Origin of the sequence: Streptomyces sp. NBC_00443 (genome assembly GCF_036014175.1) — a bacterium.
Taxonomy (GTDB): domain Bacteria; phylum Actinomycetota; class Actinomycetes; order Streptomycetales; family Streptomycetaceae; genus Streptomyces.
Genome location: NZ_CP107917.1, coordinates 5,381,207 through 5,406,414, shown reverse-complemented (window position 1 = coordinate 5,406,414; position 25,208 = coordinate 5,381,207). Strand labels below are relative to the sequence as shown.

General features: G+C 70.7%; 21 protein-coding genes, 1 tRNA gene and 1 pseudogene. 15 read left to right on the top strand and 8 right to left on the bottom strand.

All coding sequences use genetic code 11. The features are described from left to right. Window positions 1–140 precede the first annotated feature (140 nt). Window positions 141–1,700 (top strand): MFS transporter, encoded by a 1,560-nt coding sequence (locus OHO27_RS24575; RefSeq protein WP_328427152.1) that lies wholly within the window; start codon window positions 141–143, stop codon window positions 1,698–1,700. On the opposite strand, the gene OHO27_RS24570 is transcribed toward OHO27_RS24575, so the two are convergent. After that, window positions 1,662–2,855, bottom strand: a complete 1,194-nt coding sequence (locus tag OHO27_RS24570) for an alpha/beta hydrolase family protein (RefSeq protein WP_328427151.1) — start codon at window positions 2,853–2,855, stop codon at window positions 1,662–1,664. The genes OHO27_RS24575 and OHO27_RS24570 overlap by 39 nt on opposite strands. Before the next feature lie 100 nt (window positions 2,856–2,955). Between OHO27_RS24570 and OHO27_RS24565 the strand changes: the two genes are divergently transcribed. From OHO27_RS24565 to OHO27_RS24550, 4 genes and pseudogenes are all read left to right on the top strand, one after another. Then, entirely contained in the window at window positions 2,956–3,462 is a 507-nt protein-coding gene (locus OHO27_RS24565; protein ID WP_328427150.1) for a GNAT family N-acetyltransferase, read from the top strand. 225 nt (window positions 3,463–3,687) lie between these two features. Beyond that, window positions 3,688–4,140, top strand: a complete 453-nt coding sequence (locus tag OHO27_RS24560) for a DUF485 domain-containing protein (RefSeq protein ID WP_328427149.1) — start codon at window positions 3,688–3,690, stop codon at window positions 4,138–4,140. After that, window positions 4,137–5,741, top strand: a pseudogene (locus OHO27_RS24555) (sodium/solute symporter); the annotation flags it as partial. The gene OHO27_RS24560 and the pseudogene OHO27_RS24555, both read left to right, overlap by 4 nt. A gap of 584 nt (window positions 5,742–6,325) precedes the next feature. Beyond that, window positions 6,326–6,694 (top strand): hypothetical protein, encoded by a 369-nt coding sequence (locus OHO27_RS24550; protein ID WP_328427148.1) that lies wholly within the window; start codon window positions 6,326–6,328, stop codon window positions 6,692–6,694. A gap of 254 nt (window positions 6,695–6,948) precedes the next feature. Here OHO27_RS24550 and OHO27_RS24545 read toward each other — a convergent pair whose 3' ends face one another. Together OHO27_RS24545 and OHO27_RS24540 are read right to left on the bottom strand one after the other, a co-directional pair. Next, on the bottom strand, window positions 6,949–9,918 hold the full coding sequence (locus tag OHO27_RS24545; protein ID WP_328427147.1) for an SUKH-4 family immunity protein: 2,970 nt from the start codon (window positions 9,916–9,918) through the stop codon (window positions 6,949–6,951). 8 nt (window positions 9,919–9,926) lie between these two features. Then, the gene (locus tag OHO27_RS24540) at window positions 9,927–10,952 is read right to left on the bottom strand and encodes an SMI1/KNR4 family protein (RefSeq protein ID WP_328427146.1); all 1,026 of its coding nucleotides are present in this window, start codon (window positions 10,950–10,952) and stop codon (window positions 9,927–9,929) included. A 316-nt stretch (window positions 10,953–11,268) separates the two neighbouring features. Here OHO27_RS24540 and OHO27_RS24535 point away from each other — a divergent pair, with 316 nt between their 5' ends. Continuing rightward, a complete protein-coding gene (locus OHO27_RS24535; protein ID WP_328427145.1) occupies window positions 11,269–11,784 on the top strand; it encodes a YwqJ-related putative deaminase in 516 nt (171 codons plus the stop codon). A 90-nt stretch (window positions 11,785–11,874) separates the two neighbouring features. Then, on the top strand, window positions 11,875–12,369 hold the full coding sequence (locus OHO27_RS24530; protein ID WP_328427144.1) for an SUKH-3 domain-containing protein: 495 nt from the start codon (window positions 11,875–11,877) through the stop codon (window positions 12,367–12,369). 59 nt (window positions 12,370–12,428) lie between these two features. On the opposite strand, the gene OHO27_RS24525 is transcribed toward OHO27_RS24530, so the two are convergent. Then, window positions 12,429–13,781, bottom strand: a complete 1,353-nt coding sequence (locus OHO27_RS24525) for a sensor histidine kinase (RefSeq protein WP_328427143.1) — start codon at window positions 13,779–13,781, stop codon at window positions 12,429–12,431. Between the two features lie 253 nt (window positions 13,782–14,034). Between OHO27_RS24525 and OHO27_RS24520 the strand changes: the two genes are divergently transcribed. The 6 genes from OHO27_RS24520 to OHO27_RS24495 all read left to right on the top strand — a co-directional run bounded on the left by OHO27_RS24520 (window position 14,035) and on the right by OHO27_RS24495 (window position 18,902). Then, window positions 14,035–14,106, top strand: a tRNA-Gln gene (locus tag OHO27_RS24520). A 119-nt stretch (window positions 14,107–14,225) separates the two neighbouring features. Continuing rightward, entirely contained in the window at window positions 14,226–15,674 is a 1,449-nt protein-coding gene (gene glmU, locus OHO27_RS24515) for a bifunctional UDP-N-acetylglucosamine diphosphorylase/glucosamine-1-phosphate N-acetyltransferase GlmU (protein ID WP_328427142.1), read from the top strand. A gap of 133 nt (window positions 15,675–15,807) precedes the next feature. Beyond that, a complete protein-coding gene (locus tag OHO27_RS24510; protein ID WP_328427141.1) occupies window positions 15,808–16,788 on the top strand; it encodes a ribose-phosphate diphosphokinase in 981 nt (326 codons plus the stop codon). A gap of 170 nt (window positions 16,789–16,958) precedes the next feature. Further along, a complete protein-coding gene (locus tag OHO27_RS24505) occupies window positions 16,959–17,558 on the top strand; it encodes a 50S ribosomal protein L25/general stress protein Ctc (RefSeq protein WP_328427140.1) in 600 nt (199 codons plus the stop codon). Window positions 17,559–17,745: 187 nt separating this feature from the next. Next, the gene (pth, locus tag OHO27_RS24500; protein ID WP_328427139.1) at window positions 17,746–18,348 is read left to right on the top strand and encodes an aminoacyl-tRNA hydrolase; all 603 of its coding nucleotides are present in this window, start codon (window positions 17,746–17,748) and stop codon (window positions 18,346–18,348) included. 65 nt (window positions 18,349–18,413) lie between these two features. Then, complete coding sequence (locus OHO27_RS24495) at window positions 18,414–18,902, top strand: hypothetical protein (RefSeq protein WP_328427138.1); 489 nt, start codon at window positions 18,414–18,416, stop codon at window positions 18,900–18,902. Window positions 18,903–18,971: 69 nt separating this feature from the next. On the opposite strand, the gene ppc is transcribed toward OHO27_RS24495, so the two are convergent. Next, the gene (gene ppc / locus OHO27_RS24490) at window positions 18,972–21,704 is read right to left on the bottom strand and encodes a phosphoenolpyruvate carboxylase (protein WP_328427137.1); all 2,733 of its coding nucleotides are present in this window, start codon (window positions 21,702–21,704) and stop codon (window positions 18,972–18,974) included. A 309-nt stretch (window positions 21,705–22,013) separates the two neighbouring features. Between ppc and OHO27_RS24485 the strand changes: the two genes are divergently transcribed. Continuing rightward, window positions 22,014–23,024 carry an acyl-CoA desaturase gene (locus OHO27_RS24485; protein ID WP_328427136.1) on the top strand — a complete coding sequence of 337 codons (1,011 nt, stop codon included), beginning with the start codon at window positions 22,014–22,016 and terminating at the stop codon, window positions 23,022–23,024. Next, window positions 23,021–23,698, top strand: a complete 678-nt coding sequence (locus tag OHO27_RS24480) for a TetR/AcrR family transcriptional regulator (protein ID WP_328427135.1) — start codon at window positions 23,021–23,023, stop codon at window positions 23,696–23,698. Before OHO27_RS24485 ends, OHO27_RS24480 begins: the two co-directional genes overlap by 4 nt. A 59-nt stretch (window positions 23,699–23,757) precedes the next feature. On the opposite strand, the gene OHO27_RS24475 is transcribed toward OHO27_RS24480, so the two are convergent. The 3 genes from OHO27_RS24475 to OHO27_RS24465 form a co-directional block, all read right to left on the bottom strand. Then, window positions 23,758–23,931 carry a CsbD family protein gene (locus OHO27_RS24475; RefSeq protein WP_328427134.1) on the bottom strand — a complete coding sequence of 58 codons (174 nt, stop codon included), beginning with the start codon at window positions 23,929–23,931 and terminating at the stop codon, window positions 23,758–23,760. 63 nt (window positions 23,932–23,994) lie between these two features. Further along, entirely contained in the window at window positions 23,995–24,378 is a 384-nt protein-coding gene (locus OHO27_RS24470) for a VOC family protein (protein WP_328427133.1), read from the bottom strand. Continuing rightward, entirely contained in the window at window positions 24,378–25,187 is an 810-nt protein-coding gene (locus tag OHO27_RS24465; RefSeq protein WP_328427132.1) for a trans-aconitate 2-methyltransferase, read from the bottom strand. The genes OHO27_RS24470 and OHO27_RS24465 overlap by 1 nt, the downstream gene beginning before the upstream one ends. Window positions 25,188–25,208: the final 21 nt, after the last annotated feature.

Sequence of the window (25,208 nt, the reverse complement as noted above, 5' to 3'; positions counted from 1 at the left end):
CACCCTTCGATGGAGAGCGTCTCGGGGTCGTCTCCTCCCTCGGACCCATTGAGGCTCCACCCTCCCGCCGCGTGAGGGTCAAGTGGGAAGCTGTTCGGCGGCAGATAGGTGCAAGGGGAAAGCAACAGGAGAGGACCCCGGTGGGCAGTACGAGACCCGCGATACGCGACACCGCTCAGCGCACCGGAACCCCGAAGCGGGGGGCCGTGGTCGCGGCCCTGATGCTCGCGATGGCGCTGGCGGCACTCGACGCCACCATCGTCTCCACCGCCGTACCGCAGATCGTCGGCGACCTCGGCGGCTTCTCCGTCTTCTCCTGGCTGTTCTCCGGCTATCTGCTGGCCGTGACGGTGACCCTCCCGGTCTACGGCAAGCTCTCCGACACCTTCGGCCGCAAGCCGGTGCTGATCGCGGGCGCGGCGCTGTTCCTGCTGGGGTCGCTGCTGTGCGCGGTGGCCTGGAACATGGGGGCGCTGATCGCGTTCCGGATCGTGCAGGGGCTGGGCGGCGGGGCCCTTCAGGGGACGGTGCAGACGCTGGCCGCCGATCTGTACCCGCTCAAGGAGCGCCCGAGAATACAGTCCAAGCTGTCGACGGTGTGGGCGGTCTCGGCCGTGGCCGGTCCCGGGGTGGGCGGGGTCCTGGCGACGTACGCGGACTGGCGCTGGATCTTCCTGATCAACCTGCCCATCGGGGCAGTGGCGTTGTGGCTGATCGTGCGGTACCTGCACGAGCCGCAGCGCGCGAAGGACGCGCGTGCGGATACGACGGCCAGGCGCGTGCGTGTCGACTGGGCGGGCGCGCTGGCGGTGTTCGCGTGCGGGGGCGTGCTGCTGACGGCGCTGGTGCAGGGCGGGGTGGCGTGGCCGTGGCTGTCGGTGCCGTCGATCGCCTTGTTCGCCACGGGACTTGTGCTCGCGGCGGTCGTGGTGATCGTGGAGCGCCGGGCGGCCGACCCGATCATCCCCGGGTGGGTGTGGCGGCGCCGGACGATCGCTGCGGTGAACCTGGCACTGGGCGCGCTGGGGCTGCTGATGGTGGCGCCGGCCGTGTTCCTGCCGACGTACGCCCAGTCGGTGCTCGGTCTGGCGCCGGTGGCGGCCGGATTCGTGCTGTCCGTGTGGACGTTGAGCTGGCCGGTGTCGGCGGCGCTCAGCCAGCACGTGTACCGCAGGATCGGCTTTCGCAACACGGCGATGCTGGGCATCGGGACGGCGTCGCTGATCCTGCTGGCGTTTCCGTTCCTGCCGTATCCCGGGCAGGCGTGGCAGCCGACGCTGCTGATGCTTTTGCTGGGGGCGGCGCTGGGGTTGTTCCAACTGCCGCTGATCGTGGGCGTGCAGTCGACGGTCGGCTGGTCGGAGCGGGGCACGGCGACGGCGTCGGTGCTGTTCTGCCGCCAGACGGGGCAGACGCTCGGTGCTGCGATCTTCGGCGCGGTCGCCAACGGGGTGCTGGCGTCGCGGCTCGGCGGGGCGGGCGACCTGGACTCGGTGACGTGGGCCCTGGACTCCGGCAGCGCGGCGCCGGAGGCCACCAGGCGAGCCATCGCCGACGCGGTGCACGCCGTGTATCTGGGGGCGTCCGCCGCAGCGGCGCTGGCGTTTCTGATGCTGTTGCTGCTGGCGCCGAGACGGTTCCCGGTCCTCAACGAGGACGGCTCAGGGAAGACGGACGGTGACCTCGGGGTTGGCCGGTGACGGCCCGTCGAGGACGGTCTGCGGGACGCCCTTCAGGTGCAGGTCGAAGAACGCGGCGACGTACGCGCGCGTGAGGGCCAGGGAACGCCCGTAGGGCAGCGGCACGGTGTCGGGGATGCCGATGAGCTCCCCGAGCAGGGGTACGTCCGTGAACGAGCCGTGGTCGGCTCCGTCGAAGGTCAGCCACCGCTTCCAGCCGTCGAGTTCGGCCCAGGTCTCGTCCCAGGTCGTGTCGAGCGGGGGCCTGTTCTCGGCCCCGATCATCAGGAAGGGCCGGCCGTCGAGTCCCCCGGCGGGCACCGGGAAGAAGAAGGTGCCGTCCATGTTCACGCCGGCCCGTACGCGCGCGTCGGCGGCCATCGTCGCGGCGGCGGCGCTGCCGCCGATGGAGTGCCCGGCCATGCCGATCCGCTTCGCGTCGATCACGCGCGCGTGCGGCCACGCAGGGTGCCGCCCCGTCAGCCGGTCGAGCACGAAGGAGACGTCCTCGGCACGGCTCGTCGCGACGGCCGAACCGTCGGTCGAACCGCCGATCGAGGAGAACTCGTCGCAGATGGTGCAGGGCAGCGTCCGCCCGTCGGGGAGGGTCGTACCGGCGTTCTCGTACGGGTGGTCGACCAGCGCGACGACGTATCCGCGGCTTGCGAGGTCCTCGGCGAGACCGGTCAGGGTCGCGCGCGGCAACGTGAACCCGGGCGAGAGCACGACAAGCGGGAACCGGCCGTGCGCCGGACGGGCATCCTTGTGCGCCCAGGTGCGTACACCACTGATCACCTCCGGGGGGACCGTGGCGTCCGGGACCCTCAACTCCAGCAGCAGACGGGCCTCTTCGGTGGTCATGTAGGGAGCCGTCGCTCCGCCCGTGCCGGGGCGGGCGGGGTAGTACATGGACACCATCAGCTGACGGGCGCCGGCGGACGGCACCCAGGGGTCCGGGCGGTCGTGGTCGACGAGGTGCAGGGTGCTGCGGCCGACGGCGTGCAGGCCGGTGGGACCCGGGAGTCGGGCCGACTCGGCGGGATTGGTGGAGGCTGCGGAGTCGGCAAGGTCAGACGCGGCGGACGCGGGCCGCGCGGCGACAGCGGGCAGGGTCAGGGCGGGCACGAGCGCGAGGACGGCGGATGCGGCGACGGCCAGGAAGCGTGATCGGTTCATACAAAGGACGCTAGGCAGCGGCCCCTGACCGGGCGTCGCCCCGGAGTCCCCTCCTCCGGACGCCCGGTGGTACCGCGGGTGGACCCATACCCTGTCCGTCATGCTGACCCTCGAACGCCTGCACGCCGATCACGCGCCCGCCCTCCTCGCCTTCGAGGCGGAGAACCGGGAGTACTTCGCGCGTACGATCCCGGACCGCGGCGACCCGTACTTCGAAGCCGCCGGGTTCGCCGCCAGACACCAGGCCCTGCTGGCCGAACAGGAAGCCGGAATCTGCCATTTCCATCTCGTGCTGGACGACGAAGGGCGCATCGTCGGGCGGATCAACCTGCTGGACGCCGAGGACGGCTGCGCCGAACTCGGGTACCGCGTCGGCGAACGGGCGGCCGGCAAGGGCGTCGCCACGGCGGCGGTGGCGCAGGTGTGCCGGATGGCGGCGACGGCCTACGGACTGACGTCGCTGGTCGCCATCACCACCCTGGACAACCTCGCCTCCCGGACCGTCCTGGAGAGGAACGGTTTCACCGCCGTGGAGGACGTCACCATCAATGAGCGGCCCGGGGTCCGCTATCGGCGCTCGTCTGACGCGCTGGTTCACCTGAAGTAGCACAGCCGTCGCCTGCTGTAGCTCACAGTCGACTCAAAAGTCCGAGTTAACGGCGGTAACACTGCAGGTCAGACACGGTTCGGTGAAGGAAGCGCATACCGACCACTCAGTTTGACGAAACCCTCGCGTTCGATAGGTACTCCGAAGTAACGTGCGTGGCTCGCCCGCCCCCCACACTCCCTGCGGTCCGCCGCACCGGACCCGAGTCACGCAAGGAGCACCGGGATGTCCTCCCCGTACGACCCATACGCCGGGTACCCCTGGCGAACCCCCGACCCGCCGCAACCACCCCCACCCCCACAGCACCGAACCCCCGATCACCCACCCCTCGGGCACCACCGTGACCTGCGGATCCTGCGCACTGCCTACCGCTGGCAGCGGCGCGTGGCGACGCTCACCGCACTCGGCTACTTCACCCTCTTCCTGATCCTGTCCGCGTTCGCGCCCGGGTTCATGTCGAGCACGGTCTCCGACGGCCTGCCCGCAGGCCTGCTGCTCGCGCTGCTCCAACTGCCGGTCACCTGGCTGGCGATATGGCTGTACGAGCACACCGCCCGGCGTTACGTCGACCCGCTCGCGGACCGCATCCGCAAGGAGGCCGAGGTGGACGCCAAGCGGGAGTCGGGCAAGCGGGAGTCGGGCAACCGGGGTACGGGGCAGAGGGAGACGTGGCGATGACGGAGTTCAGCGATAACGCGCAGGCGATGTCGCTGGTCGCCTTCTGCGCGGTGGCCACCGTCACGCTGCTGTTGTGCGTGATGACGGGCCCGGACCGGGACGACCTCGACGAGTTCTACACGGGCTACAGCTCCCTGTCCCCGATGCGCAACGGCCTGGCGATCGGCGGCGACTACATCAGCGCGGCGACCGTGCTCGGGACCACCGGTGTGGTCGCGCTGTGCGGTTACGACGGGATCGTGCTGGCCCTGAGCACCGCCCTGTCGCTGATGCTGCTGATGTTCCTGCTGGCCGAACCCCTGCGCAACGCGGGCCGGTTCACCATGGGCGACGCGCTCGCGCGCCGGATGCCGGGGCGAGGCGTACGGATCGCGGCCTGCGCGGTGACGCTGGCCGCGCTGGTGCCGCTGATGCTCGTGCAGCTGGCCGGGACCGGGCAACTGCTGGCGTTCATCCTCGGATTCTCGAGCGACACCCTGAAGACGGGGTGCATCGTCGGCCTGGGCGTGCTGATGATCAGCTACGCGGCGATCGGCGGGATGAAGGGCACCGCGCTCATCCAGATCCTGAAGCTGGTGATGCTGCTCGGATCGGGCGCCGTGGTCGCCGTACTGGTGCTGGACCGGTTCGACTGGGATCCGGGCGCGCTGTTCAACGCGGCGGCGGACCGGAGCGGGGTCGGCCCGGCGTTCCTGGAGTCGGGTCTGCAGTTCGCGGGCGGTCCGCATCCCCGGCTCGACATGATCAGCTCCCAGCTCGCGGTCGTCCTCGGCGGTGCGGTCCTGCCGCACATCACCATGCGCATGTACACGGCGTCGGGCGCCCGGCAGGTGCGGCGCTCCATGTCGTGGGCGGTGTCGAGCGTGGCGCTGTTCGTGCTGGTGATCACGGTGGTCGGCTTCGGCGCCACGGCGCTGATCGGGCGTGAGGTGATCGCCGGGGCGGACCCGCAGGGCAACACGGCGTATCTGCTGGGCTCCAGGGCCGCGTTCGGCGCCGAGGTCTCCACGGCGGAGACGTTGCTGTTCACGGCGGTCACCACGGCCATCTTCCTGACCGTGCTCGCCTCGGTCGCCGGCATGATCCTCGCCTGCGCCAACTCCCTCGCCCACGACGTGTTCGCCACCCGGCTGCGGGAGCTGTCCGGCCGCCGCGAGATGATGGTGGCCCGGCTGGCGGCGCTGGCGGTGGGCGTCCCGGCGATCGTGCTGGCGACGATGGTCCAGCACCGCAGCCTTCAGCCGCTGGTGACGCTGTCCTTCACGCTGGGCGCCTCGGCGATCGCCCCGGCCCTGGTCTACAGCCTCTTCTGGCGCCGGTACACGCGGACCGGTCTGCTGTGGACGCTGATCGGCGGCTCGCTGGTCGTGCTGGTGATGATGCCGGGTACCAATCTGGTCTCCGGGTCGCCGGTCTCGGCCTTCCCCGAAGCCGACTTCAACTGGTTCCCGTTCACCACGCCCGGGCTCGTGTCGATTCCGGCCGGGTTCCTCCTCGGCTGGCTGGGGACGGTCGTGTCGGGGCGGGGCAAGTCGGAGGAACAGCGGCGGCAGTACGAGGCCGTGGAGGGGTGGATTCTGGCGGGGGCGGTGCGCAGGGGAACTGAGCCTGCGGCGGGGTGTCGGGGGCGGGGCCGGGGTCTGCGGATCCCGGCCCCGCTTCACTCCAGGGCCGCCTGCCGCTCCAGTGTCGAGAGGCTGTTGCGCATCTGGTCCATCTGCATCCGCACCTCGTCCCACGTCTCCCCGTGCTCGCGCAGCACCTGCTCCGTGTCCCGGGCGATCTCCTCCGCCCGCTTCCGAGCCTGCTCGACCACCTCCTCCGCACGCGCCCGCGCCTCCTCCTGCAAGGTCTTCGCCGTGGTCTGCGCGTCCGCGAGCTCCTGCTGCGCCTCGGCCACCGCGGCCTCGGCCCGCACCAACCTCTCCTCCTCCGACGCCTCCACCGCGGCCAGCCCCTTCTCGGCCTCCCGCTCGGCCTCCGCCTCCCGCTCGGCGTGCTCCTTGGCCTGCTGGGCGAGCAGCACCTTGGTGCGCTGGCGCGCCTCGCGCATCGGGCCGAGCACCTCCCCTCGCTCCTCCTTCACCTCACGCCGGGCGGCGATGCGGATCTCGCCCGCCTCCCCGCGCGCGGCGAGCAACCGCTGACGGGCGTACTCCTCGGCCTCGGCGCTCACGGCGTCGGCGTGCGCCTGTGCCGCGTCCCCCACCTCGTCCGCGTACGTCTGGGCCTCCTCCATCAGCCGCTGCGCCTCCTTGCGCGCGCCCTCCCGCACGGCCGCGGCCTCCTCCTGCACCATCTCGAACAGCCGCCAGGCCCGATGCCCGAGTTCCTCGTACGTCTGCGGGTCGAGTTCCTCCACCACCTCCCGCAGCCGCTCCGCCTCCACATCCATCTCCCTGGCGAGCACGGTGAGCCGGGCGGCCCGCTCCCAGGCGGCGTCACGGTCCCGGAACAGGTCGTCGATGTAGGCGTCGACCTGTTCGGGACGGTAGCCACGCCCTCGTACGACCACGAAGTCGTAGAGCGGGACCGGTGCGCTGCTCATCCTTGAACCCCTCTCCGCCGAACGGATGCGAAATGATGATTTAGCGCACATCTTGATGTATCGGGCGGAAGCGTTCATAACGCGACACTCCGCGCAGGAGGCAAGGCACGGTGGGCACAGAGGCACAAAGGCGCGACGAGTAGCGCATACGCAAAGGGCCGGCCCCGGTCGCACAACCGGGAGCCGGCCCTTTCACAACCCGCACGCCACCGTCAGCGGCAGTCGGGTGACATCACCTCACATCGAGCAGCGGAACGGCGTCACAACAGCCCGTCCCACATCTGCTCCAGCAGCACCGACCACCAGCTCTCCGGCGACCCGAGCGCCGCCGGGTCGAGCGAGGCGAGCTGGGCCTGGAAGTCGACGGTCCAACGGCCCGCCTGCTCCTGGTTCAGGCCGAAGCGAAGACGCCACATCCCGCCCAGCAGTGCCAGGCAGCGCTGGAACTCGGGCAGGCCCGTGTTCACGAACTGCGGCGGTACGGGCGCGCCGCCCGGGCCCGCCTCCACGGGCACGGCGACGATGTTCGCCGTGCCGTACTGGACGCAGATCGCCTTGCCGAAGTCGCTGCCCATCACCAGGTACGACCCCGCGTCCGACGCCGGCTGCACCCCGCGCTCCTGCGCCAGCTCCGCCAGCGTCGGAACGGGCCGACCCGGCTGGGCCTGCGCCCAGAAGAACGGGCCCATGTCCATCGGCAGACCACCGACCACCAGGCAGTGCGCCACGACCGGCGGAACGCCCTGCCGGGACACGGCGGCCTGCTCGAACCGGAAGAGCCCCGGCCCGAACGCCCCCGCCAGCTCCTGCGCCACACCCTCCGGCGGGATCGGCTGCACCGGCTGCACCGGCTGCACCGGGACCCGCACCGGCGCCGGCCGGGCGGGCCCGTCGGCCACCTGGTGCAACTCGCCCTGATGGGCGATCAGCTGCTGCATGCCCTGCTGCCGGCTCGCGTGATCCGTGCCGTACGGCGCGATGGACGTGATCCGCGCCTGCGGCCACTGCTCCCGGATCATCCGCGCGCAGTACGCGCCCGGCAGCTCACACGACTCCAGCTCGGTGTGCAGCTCCAGCACCTGGTCCGGGGGCACGTTCATGCCTCGCAGCTCGTGGAAGATCTGCCACTCCGGATGCGGCGTGCCCGGCGCCGAACGCCGGATCAGCTGCTGCTCCGACCCGTCCTGCGCACGGTAGCGGAGCACGGCCTGGTAGCCGGGGCCCACGGTCGGCTGACCGGCGGGCGGCTGCGGGTAGCCGTAGGCCGGGGGCTGACCCGGGCCGGGCTGACCGGGCGGGTGGATCGCGCCGGGCGGCATCGGGGGCTGGGGGGCGCCTGGCGGAGTGCCCAACGCGCCGGGCGGCATACCCGGGGCGCCAGGGGCCATACCCGGAGCGCCAGGAGGGGTACCGGGGGCGCCGGGGGCCATACCCGGAGCACCGGGCGGCATACCGAGTGCGCCCGGCGGCATACCGGGTGGGCCGGACGGAACACCAGGAGCTCCGGGTGGCGTGCCCGGGGCGCCCGGCGGCATGCCTGGAGCTCCGGGCGGCTTCGGCGCGCCGGGCGCCGACGGTGGAGGCGGCACACCGGGTCCGCCCGCCGAGGGTGCGGCGAACACCGTCTCCGCGTGGTGAACGCCCTCGCGAGCACCGCCAGGGGCACCCGGAACACCGGGCGCGCCAGGGGCACCCGGCGGCTGCGGCGCACCGGGCATACCCGGAGCGCCCGGAGCACCGGGCGGGTTCGGGATGCCAGGCGCATTCGGCGCACCCGGCATACCCGGAGCGGCGGGAGCACCGGGAGCACCGGGCTGGTTGGGAAGACCGGACGGATTCGGCGCACCCGGCGCCCCAGGGGGCCCCGGCGGCTGCGGGGCGCCGCCCATCTGGCTCGGGTCGGCCAGCACGGTCGCAGCATGGTGCACACCGCCCGGAGGCTGCGGTGCGCCGGGCGTGCCGGGCGCACCCGGGGCACCCGGAGGCTGCGGAATGCCGGGCCCGCTCGCGGCACCCGGCCCCTGCGCAGCCCCCGGCCCGGCAGCGCCCTCGGGCCCGTCGGGGCCGAGCGACGACACCAGCTGCGTCGGAACGTACCCGCCCCCGGGCGTACCCGGAGCGCCCGGCGGAGGCGGCGGCGTAGCCCCACCCCGCGCACGAGGAGGCGCCGCCTTGCTCGTCGCGGCATCGGCGATGTCCCCGGCGTTGGGCGCGAGCGACCGCCCGGGCGTCTGCGGAGCCTGCGGCGCACCCTGCGGGTAGCCATAGGAGGGCGCAGGCGGCGGCGTGGCACCCGCCCCAGGGACACCCGGCGCAGGCGTACCCGGTGCAGGCGTACCCGGCGCGCCAGGACCCTGCGGATACCCGTACGAAGGCGCAGCCGGCGGCGGAGGCGGCGTACCCGGCCCGCCCGCACCCTGCGGATACCCGTACGAAGGAGGCGCCCCCGGCGGCGGAGGCGTCGCGCCCGGCGCGTCGGAACCGTCCAGCGCCGGCGAGACCGCGGTCTTCGGAAGCCGGCTGCCGCCCGACATCAGCGCCGTCTTGGCGTCCGGCGGCGTTGCGTCGTCACCGCTCAGCGGCGGCGCGAACACCGTCTCCGGCAACGGCACCGAACGGTCCTCACCGGGATCGGCGTTGGTGTCCGTACCGGCCCAGGGAGTCGCCCCTTCGGGCACCCCGGGCTCCCGCGGCGGAGGAGCCGACGAAGACGCGGCACCCACCGGCACCCCTCCCTGCGTCTCGGGCAGCGATGCGGCACCCGGCGTACCACCGCCCGCACCAGTGTCGAAGTCCGAAACCGAAGCCGAGCCCGAACCGGAACCGGAGCCCGAGCCCCCGTCCCGCCGGTCCGGAACCCCTATCCGGTCCGCCGCCTCCTGCAGCCACTCCGGCGGAGTCAGCAGGAACGACGTCTGATTCAGATCCACCCGCGCCGGAGCCGCCGGCGCCGGTTGCGCAGCCGCGTCTCCACGGCCGTACTCCTCCTCGTAGCGGCGAATCACCTCGCCCACCGGCAGCGCCGGCCACAACGTGGCCTCCCCGCTGTCCCGGGCGATCACCAGCCGCTGCGCGCCCCCGTCCGAACGCGGACCGTCGGCGCGGTCCTCGGCCCACACCACGAACCCGAGCCCGAACTCCCGTACCCGCACCTCACGATGCTGGTACGCCGGCACCTCACCGTTGATCCACTCTTCCGCACGCTCCTGCGCCTGCGCGAACGTCACCATCGCGAAGCTCACTCCCCCACAGCCGCGGCAGCGACGGGCACCACACGCGCGAACCCACCGTCCACCATCAGATTCGCCACCGTCTCCAACTCCGGCGGAGAACCCGCCAGCCGGGACAGAAACGCGTCGAAGTCCTCACCGCACGGCATCAACAGCCGCTCCACACGCTCCGCCGGCGCCCACGAAGGATCGACGTCCCGCGCGTCGTCGTACGCGCAGAACCACACCGAACCCAGCCGGTCGCCCTTCACCTTCACGGCCAGCAACCCGCCCTGCACGAACCCGACACCCAGGTAGTCCTTGGTCAGATGGTCGCGCAGGCACTTGTTGACATAGACCAGGTCATTGACGGCGGCCTCGTCCCGCACCGTGAACAGCGGCTGGTCGACCAGCAGACCCAGCTCCGCGTCCAACGCCGTCCCCACCGGGGCACATCCGCCCGCGGCCTTCAGGAACGACCGATACGCCCCCGGCAACCGGTACCCGAGATCCTCCTCGACCCCCAGCGCCTGCGCCTCCGTCACCGCCACACCCGACTTCGGCAGCCGGAAGTGCGCCGGCCGCGTCTCCTGCAACGGCCGTGTCCCCCGCTTGTCGTGGTCCACCGCCGACGTCGCGATACCGCCGTGATGCCGCAGCAACGCCTTCACCTCGACCGGAACCAGTTCCAGCCGCCGCGAACCCACCACGTGATGCCACGTCCAGCCGTGCGGCGTCGCCACCGCCGGGACCGTGTCCCACAACTCGTGCCCCGACGCCGCCAGCGCCGCGTTCGCCGACACATAGTCCGTCAGCCGCAACTCGTCGACCCCGAAGCCCTCCGGCGGCTCCGCGATCTCCACGGCCGCGCGCGCGTACGGCGAGAAGTCGGGGTGACCACGCTCGTCCACCCGTACTCCTCTCGGGTGACGCGACGCGCGGACCGGATCCGGGAAATTCACGACCTGCCCGGCGTAGGCCACGTTCGGCGGCGCGGCGTGTCCCCCGGCCTGGCGGCCGGGATGTGCCCCCAGCCCGAGCCGACCTGTCGTCATGGCGGTTGCCCCCTGCGGCGTTCAGATACGGTCCGCCATGACCACTCTCGGTCACAACGCCCCGTATCAGCTGTCTCGTCCCCATCCACGCGTCACTGCATGGAAAGCGGTGCCGACAGCCTATGCGGTACGACGACACCGGTCACCGGCGCCGGTTGTGACCCCCTCCGCTTCCGTGACCAGCCGTCACCCTGCCGTGACAGCCCGCCCAAACCTGGGCGTGTCGCGACGCCCCAGCTTCCGCACCCGCCACGCCATTTGGCACTCTGTGACGTCCGAGAGCATGCCCGGGGGATGCTCGGGAGGGGATGAGAACATGAACGCGACGCAGACAGGCCAACCCGCCGCGAGGTCCGGCGACCCCCGCATCGGCTGGAGCGCCACCGAAAACCCCCACGCGCCCGCCCTCCGCCACCGCCGTGACGGCATACTCCCCACCGTCGCCGCCGCCCTCTCCGTCCGCGGCGAAACCCTCACCGGCACCGCCGCCCGCGGCGACCAGCCCCCCGCGCTTCACCACCTCGTCCAGGACTTCCTCGACACCCTCACCAGCGGCCAACGCGACCGCTTCACCGGCCGCTGCGCCGAGACCATCCTCATCTCACGCCACATCGCCGCAGCCGACGCCACCCGCAGCAAACGCTCCGCCCGCAAACCCATGACCAACGGCGAAGCCCGCAAAGCCCTCAAGCAGGCCAAGCTCACCGCCCGCCGCATCCGCGAGGACGGTGACCCCCTGCACGGCAGCTTCGCCACCCCCTGCCGCGCCTGCACCGCCCTCAGCGCCCACTTCGGCGTCCGCATCGTCGACCCGGCAGCGGCAGACGGCTGACCTCACCCCGCCACGGACCGCCGACCCACCCCCACCGCACATACCCCGCACATCCTGCACATCCCATAGGCACCGACGAACGAAGGGCAGATGCACACCGACCGCACCTCCACCACCCGCTTTCCCGTCCCTGTCGACGCCGCCCTGCGCGCCGCCGGCTGGCAACCCGGACGCTGGGACATCAAGCAAGCGGAGATCTGGGCAGACTCCCTGCGCGAACACACCTCACCCGCCGGCCACCGCCACGCCGTTTTCCCCGCCGCCGTAGAAGCCTGGGCCGAATTCGGCGGCCTGCACCTCGCACCCACCGGCCCGGGCCGCCAGGTCGCCCCCGCCACCCTCCACTTCGACCCGCTCCACGGCCTGCACATGGCCCGCACCCTCGGCGACCTCGGCCGCGCCCTCGACACCGAGGTCTGCCCCCTCGGCGCCGAAACCGACACCGAGTCCCTCCTCGCCATCGACACCGAAGGCCGCATCTACGCCCTCGACCACACCGGCGACTGGTACCTCGGCCCCGACATCGACCAGGCCCTCGCCGGCCTCGTCGCCGGCATAGAACCGGCACGGCTCACAGCGGGCTGACACACGAGAAACGGCCGCAACGGCAACACGGACACCGGCCCAGCGACCGTGGACTGCGGCTACGCCGCCGGAATCACCGCCGACACCCGGAAACCCCCGGCATCCGTCGGCCCCGACACAAACACCCCGCCCAGCGCCACGACCCGCTCCTTCATCCCCACCAGGCCGTTACCCCCCGACGGCAGCCCTGCCAGCGACGCCGACGACAGCTCCGGCGGCGGTTCGTTCTCCACCTGCATCGCGATCTCCGACACCCGATGCGCGAGCCGTACATGCGTCTTCGCGCCCGCCGCATGCTTGTGGACGTTCGTCAACGCCTCCTGCACCACCCGGAACGCCGTCTGCTCGATCTCCGGCGCATACGCCCGCGAGTCCCCCTCCACCGACAGGTCCACCACCATCCCCGCCGCGGCCGACTGCCCGATCAGCTCGTCCAACTCCGACAGGCAAGGCCCCTCGGCGCCGCCGTCGTCCCCGCCGACACCACGCCCCCGATCGGCCGCCGCAGCGGCAGCAACTCCCACCGCGGCCAGCGGTACGGCAGCCCCCACAGGCCGGTCCACCTCCGAAGGCTGCCGCGCGGCGGCCCCACTGCGCAGCACCCCGAGCATCTCCCGCAACTCGGTCAACGCCTGCCGCCCCATGTCCCCCACGAGCGCGGCGTTCTTCACGGCCTTCTCGGGGTCCTTCCGCGCCACGGCCTGGAGCGCCGCCGCATGCACCACCATCAGGCTCACCCGATGTGCGACGACGTCATGCATCTCCCGCGCGATCCGCGTCCGCTCCTCGTTGCGCGCCCACTCGGCACGCTCCTCCGCGCGCTCCGCGAGCAGCTGAAGCTCCCGCTCGAGACTGTCCGCCCGCTCCCGCAGGCTCTCCATCAGCCGCCGCCGGGCGCCCACATACAGCCCGAGCAGCAGCGGAGGCGCCGTCACACCGAGAGCTGTGGTGACGGAGGCGAACGGAATCACCCAGTCCCCGAAGGTCAGATTCCCCCGCGCCACGTCCTGGCGCACCCACACGAACGTCACGATCAGCGTCCCGACGAACGACATCCCCGCGAGCGACGCGATGATCCGCCGCGGCAGCTCGGTCGCGGCCAGGGTGTAGAGGCCGACGATGCCCAGCAGGATGCCCATCTGGGCGGGCAGGACGGCGATCGACACGAGCACGACCGCTATCGGCCACCGGCGCCGCACCAGGAGCACTGACCCCGCCAGAACCCCGAACACCACCCCCGCGGCCACCGGAATCCCGGCATCCCGCGCGAACCGAACCCCCTCCGCTCCGCACTCCAGCGCGGACACGACGGCCAGACTCACGTCCAGCACGGCACTGCGAAACCTGCCCCACCACCATGGCCCCGCCCCCGGTGGCGGTTCCCCGGCCTGCTCTTCCCCCGTCATGGTCATGCCTCCAGCCTACGGGCGGGCAGCCGTGGTTTTCCGGCGACTTTTGTGGACTGGCCTACACCACACTCCGTGACCGGCCGTAAGCGAAACAACCCGATATCCCTCGAACTGCGAAGCAGGACGCAGGAGCAGGCCCGAGAGCGCCGGCGCTCGCCGTGCCGATCTGTACCGTCGCGTGGAAGGCGCCCGGTACGGCATAGTGTTGGGTGCCGACTCGGCGGCCCGACCAAATGTCCGGTCCGGTCGAGTTAATTCCCCCGTGGTGTAATTGGCAGCACTGTGGCTTTTGGTGCCATCTGTCCGGGTTCGAGTCCTGGCGGGGGAGCACATACCCGGTTCGGGCCCTGACTGCTGACAGCTCAGTCAGGGCCCGCTCCCATGTCCCCCACGAAACACCCCGGTATCCTGCGGATGTCACCCCCCTCCACAGCCGAAGGGCATCCCGTGAGCGCCATTCGCCCGGCAGCCGTCGTCGTTCTCGCAGCGGGTGAGGGCACCCGTATGAAGTCGGCCACACCGAAGGTCCTGCACGAGATCTGCGGACGCAGCCTCGTGGGTCATGTGCTCGCCGCCGCGCGTGAGTTGCAGCCCGAGAACCTGGTCGTGGTCGTGGGGCACGCCCGCGAGAAGGTCTCCGCGCACCTCGGTGAGATCGACCCCGGCGTACGCACCGCCGTACAGGCGGAGCAGAACGGCACCGGGCACGCCGTACGGATGGCCCTGGAGGAGCTCGGCGGGACCGTCGACGGGACCGTGGTGGTCGTCTGCGGCGACACTCCCCTGCTGACCGGCGAGACCCTGACCCACCTCGCCGCCACCCACTCCGCCGACGGCAACGCCGTGACGGTGCTGACCGCCGAGGTCCCGGACGCGACCGGGTACGGGCGGATCGTGCGCGACGGCGCCTCAGGTGCGGTGACGGCCATCGTGGAGCACAAGGACGCGAGTGAGTCGCAGCGGACGATCCGGGAGATCAACTCGGGTGTGTTCGCGTTCGACGGACAGCTGCTGGCCGATGCCCTCGGGAAGGTCCGTACGGACAACTCGCAGGGCGAGGAGTACCTGACCGACGTGCTCGGGATCCTGCGCGAGGCCGGTCACCGGGTCGGCGCCTCCGTGGCGGTCGATCACCGTGAGATCGCCGGGATCAACAACCGTGTGCAGCTGTCCGAGGCCCGTCGGATTCTCAACGACCGGTTGCTGACCGACGCGATGCTCGCCGGCGTCACCGTCGTGGACCCGGCTACGACCTGGGTCGATGTGACCGTCACGTTCGAGCAGGATGCCGTCGTCCTGCCGGGTACGCAGTTGCAGGGGTCCACCCATCTCGGCGAGGGCGCGGAGGTCGGCCCCAACAGCCGGCTGAAGGACACGCGTGTCGACGCGGGTGCCCGTGTGGACAACACGGTGGCCGAGGGCGCGCATGTGGGCGCGAACGCGACGGTGGGACCGTTCGCGTATCTGCGGCCGGGGACGCGACTGGGCGCGAAGGGCAAGATCGGTACCTACGTCGAGACGAAGAACGCGTCGATCGGTGAGGGGACGAAGGTGCCTCACCTCTCCTACGTCGGTGACGCGACGATCGGCGAGTACACGAACATCGGTGCCGCGAGTGTCTTCGTGAACTATGACGGACAGGACAAACACCACACGACGGTCGGCTCGCACTGCCGTACCGGCTCGGACAACATGTTTGTGGCGCCTGTCACGGTCGGGGACGGTGCCTATACGGCGGCCGGGTCGGTGATCACGAAGGACGTGCCGCCCGGTTCGCTGGCCGTGGCCCGCGGTCAGCAGCGGAATATCGAGGGTTGGGTGGCCCGCAAGCGTCCGGGCAGTGCGGCCGCGAAGGCGGCTGAGGCGGCGTCTCGCCAGGAGGACGGCGAGGGCTGACCGGAAACAGGTGCGTCAAACACGGCGTACCGTGATAAGTGCACACCCGCACCCCACCAGCTGAGACGGCCTCCACCATGCCCAGCCGAGGTCGCTCTACAGGCAGCTGAGACACCTCTGAGGAGACAGTGCTGTGACCGGGATCAAGACGACCGGCGAGAAGAAGCTGATGTTCTTCTCCGGCCGCGCCCACCCCGAGCTTGCCGAGGAGGTCGCCCAGCAGTTGGGTGTCGGGGTTGTCCCGACCAAGGCCTTCGACTTCGCGAACGGTGAGATCTACGTCCGCTATCAGGAGTCGGCGCGTGGTGCGGACTGCTATGTGATCCAGAGCCACACGGCTCCGATCAATCAGTGGATCATGGAGCAGCTGATCATGATCGACGCGCTGAAGCGTGCGTCGGCGCGCTCCATCACCGTGATTGTGCCGTTCTACGGTTACGCACGTCAGGACAAGAAGCACCGTGGGCGGGAACCGATTTCGGCGCGCCTGATCGCGGATCTGATGAAGACGGCGGGTGCGGACCGCATCCTGACCGTGGATCTGCACACGGACCAGATCCAGGGCTTCTTCGACGGCCCTGTCGACCACCTCTTCGCCCTGCCGCTTCTCGCGGACTACGTGGGCAGGAAGGTGGACCGGGAGAAGCTGACGGTCGTGTCTCCCGACGCGGGGCGTGTGCGGGTGGCCGACCGGTGGTGCGACCGGCTGGGTGCGCCGCTCGCGATCGTGCACAAGCGTCGCGACAAGGACGTGGCTAACCAGGTGACCGTCCACGAGGTCGTGGGTGAGGTCAAGGGCCGGGTGTGTGTGCTGGTCGACGACATGATCGACACCGGTGGGACGATCTGTGCCGCGGCTGACGCGCTGTTCGCGCACGGCGCCGAGGACGTCATCGTGACGGCGACGCACGGTGTGCTCTCGGGTCCGGCGGCGGACCGGCTGAAGAACTCGCGGGTGGGCGAGTTCGTGTTCACGAACACGCTGCCGACGCCGGGCGAGCTGGCCCGGGACCTGGACAAGCTGACGGTGCTGTCGATCGCGCCGACGATCGCGAGTGCGGTGCGTGAGGTGTTCGAGGACGGTTCGGTGACGAGCCTGTTCGACGAGCAGTAGAGATCCTTTTGGGTACGGCCTCCCTGTCCGAGTAGACTGCTCCAGTTGCTCGGCGAGGGAGGCCGTACCTGTTCGCGCAGGTATCGGCGATCCGTTATCGACGCGCTCTTCGTAGCAGGCCGTTCGTGGCCGGGTGACCACGTCCGTCTCTAGTTCTACGAGGAGTGACCATGTCCGAGGTCAAGATCTCTGCCGCGACCCGCACCGAGTTCGGTAAGGGTGCCGCCCGTCGTATCCGTCGTGACTCGAAGGTTCCGGGTGTCCTGTACGGCCACGGCACCGACCCGCTGCACCTGACCCTCCCGGGTCACGAGCTGCTGCTCGCCCTGCGTACGCCGAACGTCCTGATCGCCCTGGACATCGACGGCAAGGCCAACGAGCTGGCGATTCCGAAGTCCGTGCAGCGTGACCCGATCAAGGGCTTCCTGGAGCACGTCGACCTGCTGCTGGTCAAGCGCGGCGAGAAGGTCACCGTCGAGATCCCCGTCCACGCCGAGGGCGAGCTGGCCGCGGGTGGCAACCTGCTTGAGCACGTGCTGAACGCGCTGCCGGTCGAGACCGAGGCCACGCACATCCCCGAGGCCGTCACCGTGTCCGTCGAGGGCCTGGAGGCCGGTGCCTCCATCCTGGCGAAGGACATCAAGCTGCCGAAGGGCACCACGCTGGCCATCGAGGAGGACGCTGTCGTCCTGCAGGTCCTGGCCGCGCAGGCCGAGGAGGCCGCCGAGGGCGAAGAGGCCGCCGCGGGCGAGGAAGTCGCCGAGGCCTGATCATCGGCTCTGGCAGAGCCGTGATCCTCGGCTCTGTCATCGGTTCGTCAGCCGCTGTTCCCGCTGGGGGCAGCGGCTGGCGTGTATCACTCAGGCTTGCCTGGCAGTGTCCGCGCCGGTCATCCCGGCGGACCGGCGTTTCTACTGGGGTCCGGGGGTTGTCCCCGGGAAAGCACAGCAAGGAGACATGGACGTGACGACCGACCCGAGCGCCCCCTGGCTGATCGCCGGCCTCGGCAATCCCGGACCGGAGTACGCCAGGAACCGGCACAACGTCGGGTTCATGGTGGTGGATCTGCTGGCCGAGCGGATCGGCGGGAAGTTCAAGCGGGCCGGCCGGGCTCAGGCACAGGTCGTCGAGGGGCGGATCGGGCCGCCGGGGCCGTTGAACCGGCGGGTGATCGTGGCGAAGCCGATGTCGTACATGAATCTCTCCGGCGGTCCGTTGAACGCGCTCCGGGACTTCTACAAGGTGCCGGTGGGCAATATCGTCGCTGTTCATGACGAGTTGGACATCGACTTCGGCACGCTGCGGTTGAAGCTGGGTGGCGGGGACAACGGGCACAACGGGCTCAAGTCGATGACGAAGGCGATGGGTTCGGAGTATCACCGGGTGCGGTTCGGGATCGGGCGGCCGCCGGGGCGTATGCCGGTCGCGGACTTCGTGCTGAAGGATTTCTCGGCGGCGGAGCGCAAGGAGCTGGACTACTTCGTGGACCGGGCGTCGGATGCGGTGGAGGCTCTGGTGATCGAGGGGCTGGAGCGGGCGCAAAGCACGTACAACTCCTGACTTGTCCGCCCACCCGAACAGGCCCAGGTTGACCGGCAGTAGGGGCATGGCCAAGGATCGCGGCCATGCCTTCTGCCGTTGTCTCCAGTCAGGGCGCTTTCGCCGCGCTGCGGTTCGGGCGGCTCGCGGCGATGGGGACGGTCGCGGTGCTGATCCTGATCGCGGGTGTGTGGGCGTCGTGGGGCAGCGCGCAGCACGTGATGCTCACGAAGGGGCGGGAGAGCGGCACGATCGAGGTGACGCGGTGTGGCGCGGACTCGTGCACCGGGCCGTACACGCCGATCTCGGCGGGGTCGCAGCCGCGGAAGTCCGTCGTCATCGAGAAGAACGTGGCCGTGCGCAAGGGGCAGACGTACACGGTCGTGATCAAGCCGGGCGGTGACTCTGTCGTGCGGTCCGGGCCCGCGGGGATCCTGTACTCCTGGGTGCCGCTGGGCGGTGCGCTGTTGCTGGCCTCGGTCGTCGTCGCGGGCGGCCTGCGGCGCACGCGGCTGGCGTGGGTGATGGCGGGGTCGGGGACGGCGCTGCTGACGGCGGCGTTCCTGGCGGTCTGAGGGGCTTGTTCATGGCGGTGCCCCCGTGCTCTTCGTACGAGCCCGGGGGCACCTTCATGTGCGGGTGGCTCAGCCGGTGTTGCGCAGGCCGGCCGCCACGCCGTTGACGGTGAGCAGCAGGGCGCGGGCGAGCAGCGGGTCGGGCTCGGTGCCCGCCGCCACGGCGTCACGCTGGCGCTTGAGGAGGGTGACCTGGAGGTAGGAGATCGGGTCCAGGTAGGCGTCGCGGATGGTGAACGTCTGCTTGAGGACCGGGGCGGCGTCGAGGAGTTCCTTCTCGCCGGTGATCTTCAGGACTTCCGCGACGGTGAGTTCGTGCTCGGCGCGGATGGTGTCGAAGACGTGCTTCAGCTCGTCAGGCACCAGCGTGTCGACGTAGTGCGCGGCGATCCGCAGATCGGTCTTCGCCAGCGTCATCTCGACGTTGGAGATGAAGTTGCGGAAGAAGTGCCACTGCTCGTGCATCTCGTCGAGAACCGTGTCCAGGCCCGCCTCGCGCAGCGCCTTGAGACCGGAGCCCACACCGAACCAGCCGGGCACGATCTGCCGCGACTGGGTCCAGCCGAACACCCACGGGATGGCGCGCAGCCCGTCGAGCGAGACACCCGAGCCGGGGCGGCGGGAGGGCCGCGAGCCCAGGTGCAGGTCGGCGAGCTGGTCCACCGGCGTCGATGCGAGGAAGTACGACGGCAGGTCCGGGTCCTCGACGAGCTTGCGGTACGCGGCGTGGGCGGCGTCGCTGACGACGTCCATGGCCGCGTCCCAGCGGGCGAGTGCCTCGCCGGACTGGCGGGGCGCGGTGTGCAGGGCGGAGGCCTGGAGGGTGGCCGCGACGGTCAGCTCCAGGTTCTCCCTGGCCAGGGAGGGCACGAGGTACTTGTCGGAGATGACCTCGCCCTGCTCGGTGACCTTGATCTCGCCTTCGAGGGTGCCCCAGGGCTGGGCGAGGATCGCGTCGTGGGAGGGGCCGCCGCCGCGGCCGACGGTGCCGCCGCGGCCATGGAAGAGGCGCAGGCGGACGCCGTAGCGGTGGGCGACATCGCGCAGGCGGCGCTGGGCGCGGTGGATCTCCCACTGCGAGGTGGTGATGCCGCCGAACTTGGAGGAGTCGGAGTAGCCGAGCATGACCTCCTGGACGTCGCCCCTGAGCGCGACGAGACGCCGGTACGACGGGTCGGAGAGCATGTCCTCCAGGATCGTGTCGGCGGCCTTGAGCTCGTCCGTGGTCTCCAGGAGCGGCACGATGCCGATCTTCGCCCAGCCGGCGTGCAGGTCGATCAGGCCGGCCTCGCGGGCGAGCACGCTTGCCGCGAAGACGTCGTCGGCGCCCTGGCACATGGAGATGATGTACGACTCGATGACCTCGGGTCCGAAGACCTCAAGGGCCCGCTTGACGGTCTGGAACACGCCGAGGGTCTTCTCGCCGGCCGCGTCCACGGGTGCGGGGGTGGGGGCGAGGGGGCGGCGGGAGCGCAGTTCCTTGGCCAGCAGCTTGGCGCGGTAGTCGCGGGGCATGTCGGCGTAGCGCCAGGACTCCTCGCCGAGGCGGTCGAAGAGCTGACCGAGGGCGTGGTGGTGGGCGTCGGCGTGCTCGCGGACGTCCATGGTGGCGAGCTGGAGGCCGAACGCGGACAGGGTGCGGATGGTCCGGTTCATCCGGCCTTCGGCGAAGAGGCCGCCGCGGTGTTCCCTGAGCGAGGTCTGGATCAGCTTCAGGTCGTGCAGCAGCTCGCCGGTGCCGAGGTAGTCGCGGCCGGGTTCGTGCGGGATGCCCTTGGCGAGGCGCGTCTTGGTGTTCTCCAGCTTCTGCCGGATGCAGGTGGCCTTGAGCCGGTAGGGCTCCTCGGCGTTGAGGCGCTTGTAGCGGGGGCTGATCTCGGGGAGGTTCTCCAGGTCGGCCTGGAGGGAGGTCAGCAGGTCCTCGGTGGCGCCGGTGTAGCGGATGGAGTTCGACAGGAAGCCGCGCAGCTCGTCGACCATCTCCAGGGCGTCGTTGATGCCGTGCTCGTGCTGGAGGATGAGGACGTCCCAGGTCACCTGAGGGGTGACGTTGGGGTTGCCGTCGCGGTCGCCGCCGATCCAGGTGCCGAAGGTGAGGGGGCGGGTGGCGTCGGGGAGCTTGTGGCCGACGCGCTCCAGTTCCGCGGTGAGGTCCTCCAGGACGTCGCCGACGGCGCCGGCGTGCAGTTCGTCGAGGTAGTAGATGGCGTTGCGGGCCTCGTCGGCGGGCTCGGGGCGTACGACGCGCAGCTCGTCCGTCTGCCAAACGAGGTCGATGTTCTCGGCCAGTCGGGTGTCGTGCCGGCGCCGGTCCCCTTCGAGGACGGGGGTCTCCAGGAGCGCGGCGACACGCCGGAGCTTGTTGAGGACGGAGCGGCGGGCGGCCTCGGTGGGGTGCGCGGTGAAGACGGGGCGCACGTTGAGGTGCTGGATGGTCTGGCGCAGGTGCTCGGGATCGGCGTCCTTGAGGCGGTCGGCCGTCCGGGCGAGGAGGCCGCCCTCGGCGGCGCGGCGGGCGCGCAGCTCGCGGCCGCGGTGGACCTGCTCGGTGACGTTGGCCAGGTGGAAGTAGGTGGAGAAGGCGCGGACCAGCTTGGCCGCGGTGTCCAGCTCCGTGCCACGCAGCAGTTCGGCGGCGGCCTCCCCGTCCTCGCGGGTGAGGCGGCGGACCTTTTCGACGAGGTCGAGGAGCTCGGGGCCTTCCTGCCGGACGAGGCTCTCCCCCAGGAGGTCACCCAGTCGGCGGATGTCGGCACGCAGCTCACTGCTGGTCGTCGTGGTCTGGTCGTCGGCACTGCTCACAGGTGCGGCTCCTTGCAGTGTTGAAGCTCGTCCGGGAGGGAACCCGGCGCCCGGGGGCCGCGCGGCGGGGGCCGCATACGGCTCCTGGCATCCGGGAAGAATTCAGAGCGGACCGCGCTGTCCGACCGACTCCAAGGATAGGTGTCCATGCGGACGCGCAGATTCTCGGGCTCTTGCCGCCGGGCGCCGCACTGCCATACTTACGACGCCGTAGGTTACGTAGCCGTAGGGACCGATGTAACGGAACCTGGGAACAGTTCCTGCGAGCCCGGCACCTGCCACAACCCTCGAACCCCACAGGGGACGCCCATGACCACGAGCTCCGATGTGATCGAAGACGCCCCGAAGGCGAACGACGACACCATGACTCCCTCTGCCACGCTCGGCGGCGAGAAGAAGGGATCGCTCGAGCAGTTCGCGCTCCTCCTCTTCATCGTCGTCCCGTTCCTGGCGCTCGCCGCCACGGTGCCACTGGCCTGGGGCTGGGGTGTGAGCTGGCTCGACCTCGGTCTGCTGGTCTTCTTCTACTTCTTCGCCTGCCATGGCGTCACGATCGGCTACCACCGCTACTTCACCCACGGCTCCTTCAAGGCGAAGCGCCCGCTGCGCATCGCTCTCGCCATCGCGGGCTCGATGGCGGTGGAAGGCCCGCTGGTCCGCTGGGTCGCGGACCACCGCAAGCACCACAAGTTCTCCGACGCGGAGGGTGACCCGCACTCCCCGTGGCGTTACGGCGAGACGGTGCCGGCCCTGATGAAGGGCCTGTGGTGGGCGCACATCGGCTGGATGTTCGACGAGGAGCGCACTTCGCAGGAGAAGTACGCGCCGGATCTGATCAAGGACACGGCGATCCGGACGATCTCCCGTCAGTTCCTCTACTGGACGATGCTGTCGCTGGCGCTGCCCGCCCTGATCGGCGGTCTGGTGACGATGTCCTGGTGGGGCGCGTTCACAGGCTTCTTCTGGGGCTCGCTCGTGCGGGTGGCGCTGCTGCACCACGTGACGTGGTCGATCAACTCGATCTGCCACGCGGTGGGCAAGCGCCCGTTCAAGTCGCGTGACATGTCCGGCAACGTGTGGTGGCTGGCGGTCCTGTCCTGCGGTGAGTCCTGGCACAACCTGCACCACGCGGACCCGACGTCGGCGCGGCACGGTGTGGAGCGCGGGCAGATCGACTCCTCGGCGCGGATCATCCGCTGGTGCGAGCAGCTCGGCCTGGCCTACGACGTGCGCTGGCCGTCACGCTCGCGTATCGATTCGCGCCGGAACACCGAGGAAGGCGGCTCCCGGCGCCGGAAGGAGCCCGCGAAGGCGGCATGATTGACGCCGTGGCGACCGACTCCAGCAGCAACACCGGCAACGAGAAGCAGCGGCGGGCGCGCCGTACCCGGATGACCGGTGCGGAGCGCCGCCAGCAGTTGCTGGAGATCGGTCGGACCCTGTTCGCCGCGAAGGGCTTCGAGGGCACGTCGGTGGAGGAGATCGCGGCGAAGGCCGGGGTGTCCAAGCCGGTGGTGTACGAGCACTTCGGCGGCAAGGAGGGGCTGTACGCGGTGGTGGTGGACCGCGAGATGCGGCGGCTGCTGGACATGGTGACCAGCTCGCTGACGGCCGGCCACCCGCGTGAACTGTGCGAGCAGGCGGCGTTCGCCCTCCTGGACTACATCGAGGAGTACACGGACGGCTTCCGCATCCTGGTCCGTGACTCGCCCATCCCCCAGTCGACAGGGTCTTTCGCCTCGCTGATCTCTGACATCGCGACCCAGGTGGAGGACATCCTGGGCCGCGAGTTCAAGAACCGCGGCTTCGACTCCAAGCTGGCCCCGCTGTATGCACAGGCCCTGGTCGGGATGGTCGCCCTGACCGGCCAGTGGTGGCTGGACGTCCGCCGCCCGAAGAAGGCGGAGGTGGCCGCCCACCTGGTGAATCTGGCGTGGCACGGGCTGGACGGGCTGGAGCCGAAGCCGCGGCTGATAGGGCACCGCAAGAGCTGACACGCTCCGCGGTGCCGGCGCACTCAGTGCTTGAGGTCACGCTGAGTGCTTGGGCGCGCTCAGTGCTTGAAGGTGTCCTTCCCCTTCTCCTTCGCCTGGCGCGCGTCACCCTTCATCTGGTCGGCCTTGCCTTCGGCGGTCATCCGCTCGTTGCCGGCCATGCGACCCATCGCTTCCTTGGCCTTGCCCTTGAGCTGTTCCTTCTTGGCCCGGCCCTTCTCTTCCTTCGCCACGTTCCTCACTCCCGTAAGGCTCGACGTCGGTTTCACCGCAGCGGGTGACCCGCAGCGGGGCCCTCAAACAGCGGTTCCCGGCCGCGCGGTGACCGGCTCCAGGAACTCCAGCCGGTTCCCCACGGGGTCGTACGAGTAGAACCGGCGGTGCCCCGGCAGGTCGTCGTCCCAGGTCACGGCCGCTCCCCGGGCCGCCAGCCGGGCGGCGTACGCCTCGACGCCGGTGACCCGCAGCCCGGGGTGGGCCTTCTTGGCGGCCCGGAAGTCCGTCTCGACACCGAGGTGCAGTTGCACGGGCCCCGCCTGGAACCAGCAGCCTCCGCGCGCGGCGAGCACAGGCGGCTTGGCGATCTCGGTCATCCCGAGGACGCCCGCGTAGTACGCCCGCAGCCGCTCCTCCGAACCGGGCGGCGCCGCGAGCTGGACATGGTCGACGGCAGTGATCATCACGCTCCCCTGCGTGCCACGGCGAAGATCCGCCGGAACGGGAAGGGTGTGCCGTGAGGACCGGGCGGATAGGCCTCGCGCAGGGCCGCCCGGTAGTCGTGCAGGAAGGCTTCCCGCTGGTCGGGGGCGTCGGCGAGGGCTGTCAGGACGGGGCGCAGTCCGGTGCCCTTCACCCAGTCGAGGACGGGGTCGTCGCCGGTGAGGAGATGGATGTACGTCGTCTCCCACACATCGGCCGTGCAGTCCAGGCCGGTCAGGCGGGCGAGGTAGTCCTGCGGGGTGAGGACGGCGTCGGTGTGGCGCAGGGTGTCGGTGAGACCGTGACGGTGGGCGAGGTCGCGCATCAGGCGGTGGCTCGGGGCGTCGAAGTTGCCGGGGACCTGGAAGGCGAAGGTGCCGCCGGGGCGCAGGCCCTGCACCCACTCGCCGAAGCGGTCCGCGTGCCCCGGCACCCACTGAAGCGTGGCGTTGCTGATGATCAGGTCGTACGGCTCGTCGGGCGTCCACGTCCGCACGTCGGCGTGGGCGAAGTCGAGGCGGCCTCCACCGGCTGTCGGCCCTTCGTGGTCGACGTGGGCCTTGTCGAGCATCTCGGCGGAGTTGTCGTGGCCGGTGATGTGCGCGGTGGGCCAGCGCTCGGCGAGCACGGCGGTGACGTTGCCGGGGCCGCAGCCGAGGTCGGCGATGCGCGGCCGGTCGCCCGGAAGGCCGGGGACGCGGGCGAGGAGGTCGGTGAAGGGGCGGGCGCGGTGGTCGGCGTGGCGCAGGTACTGGCCGGGGTCCCAGGTGGGGGTGGCGGCAGCGGGCATCGCGGCGTCTCCTGTCTGGCG

Bases quoted from the DNA above. Each gene is read 5' to 3' on its own strand.
- OHO27_RS24530 (WP_328427144.1), top strand. From the start codon at position 11,875: ATGCACACCGACCGCACCTCCACCACCCGCTTTCCCGTCCCTGTCGAC.
- OHO27_RS24485 (WP_328427136.1), top strand. From the start codon at position 22,014: ATGACCACGAGCTCCGATGTGATCGAAGACGCCCCGAAGGCGAACGAC.
- OHO27_RS24545 (WP_328427147.1), bottom strand. From the start codon at position 9,918: ATGGTGACGTTCGCGCAGGCGCAGGAGCGTGCGGAAGAGTGGATCAAC.
- OHO27_RS24540 (WP_328427146.1), bottom strand. From the start codon at position 10,952: ATGACGACAGGTCGGCTCGGGCTGGGGGCACATCCCGGCCGCCAGGCC.
- OHO27_RS24465 (WP_328427132.1), bottom strand. From the start codon at position 25,187: ATGCCCGCTGCCGCCACCCCCACCTGGGACCCCGGCCAGTACCTGCGC.
- OHO27_RS24495 (WP_328427138.1), top strand. From the start codon at position 18,414: ATGCCTTCTGCCGTTGTCTCCAGTCAGGGCGCTTTCGCCGCGCTGCGG.
- OHO27_RS24505 (WP_328427140.1), top strand. From the start codon at position 16,959: ATGTCCGAGGTCAAGATCTCTGCCGCGACCCGCACCGAGTTCGGTAAG.
- OHO27_RS24565 (WP_328427150.1), top strand. From the start codon at position 2,956: ATGCTGACCCTCGAACGCCTGCACGCCGATCACGCGCCCGCCCTCCTC.
- OHO27_RS24480 (WP_328427135.1), top strand. From the start codon at position 23,021: ATGATTGACGCCGTGGCGACCGACTCCAGCAGCAACACCGGCAACGAG.
- OHO27_RS24525 (WP_328427143.1), bottom strand. From the start codon at position 13,781: ATGACCATGACGGGGGAAGAGCAGGCCGGGGAACCGCCACCGGGGGCG.
- OHO27_RS24560 (WP_328427149.1), top strand. From the start codon at position 3,688: ATGTCCTCCCCGTACGACCCATACGCCGGGTACCCCTGGCGAACCCCC.
- pth (WP_328427139.1), top strand. From the start codon at position 17,746: ATGGACGTGACGACCGACCCGAGCGCCCCCTGGCTGATCGCCGGCCTC.
- OHO27_RS24470 (WP_328427133.1), bottom strand. From the start codon at position 24,378: ATGATCACTGCCGTCGACCATGTCCAGCTCGCGGCGCCGCCCGGTTCG.
- OHO27_RS24570 (WP_328427151.1), bottom strand. From the start codon at position 2,855: ATGAACCGATCACGCTTCCTGGCCGTCGCCGCATCCGCCGTCCTCGCG.
- OHO27_RS24535 (WP_328427145.1), top strand. From the start codon at position 11,269: ATGAACGCGACGCAGACAGGCCAACCCGCCGCGAGGTCCGGCGACCCC.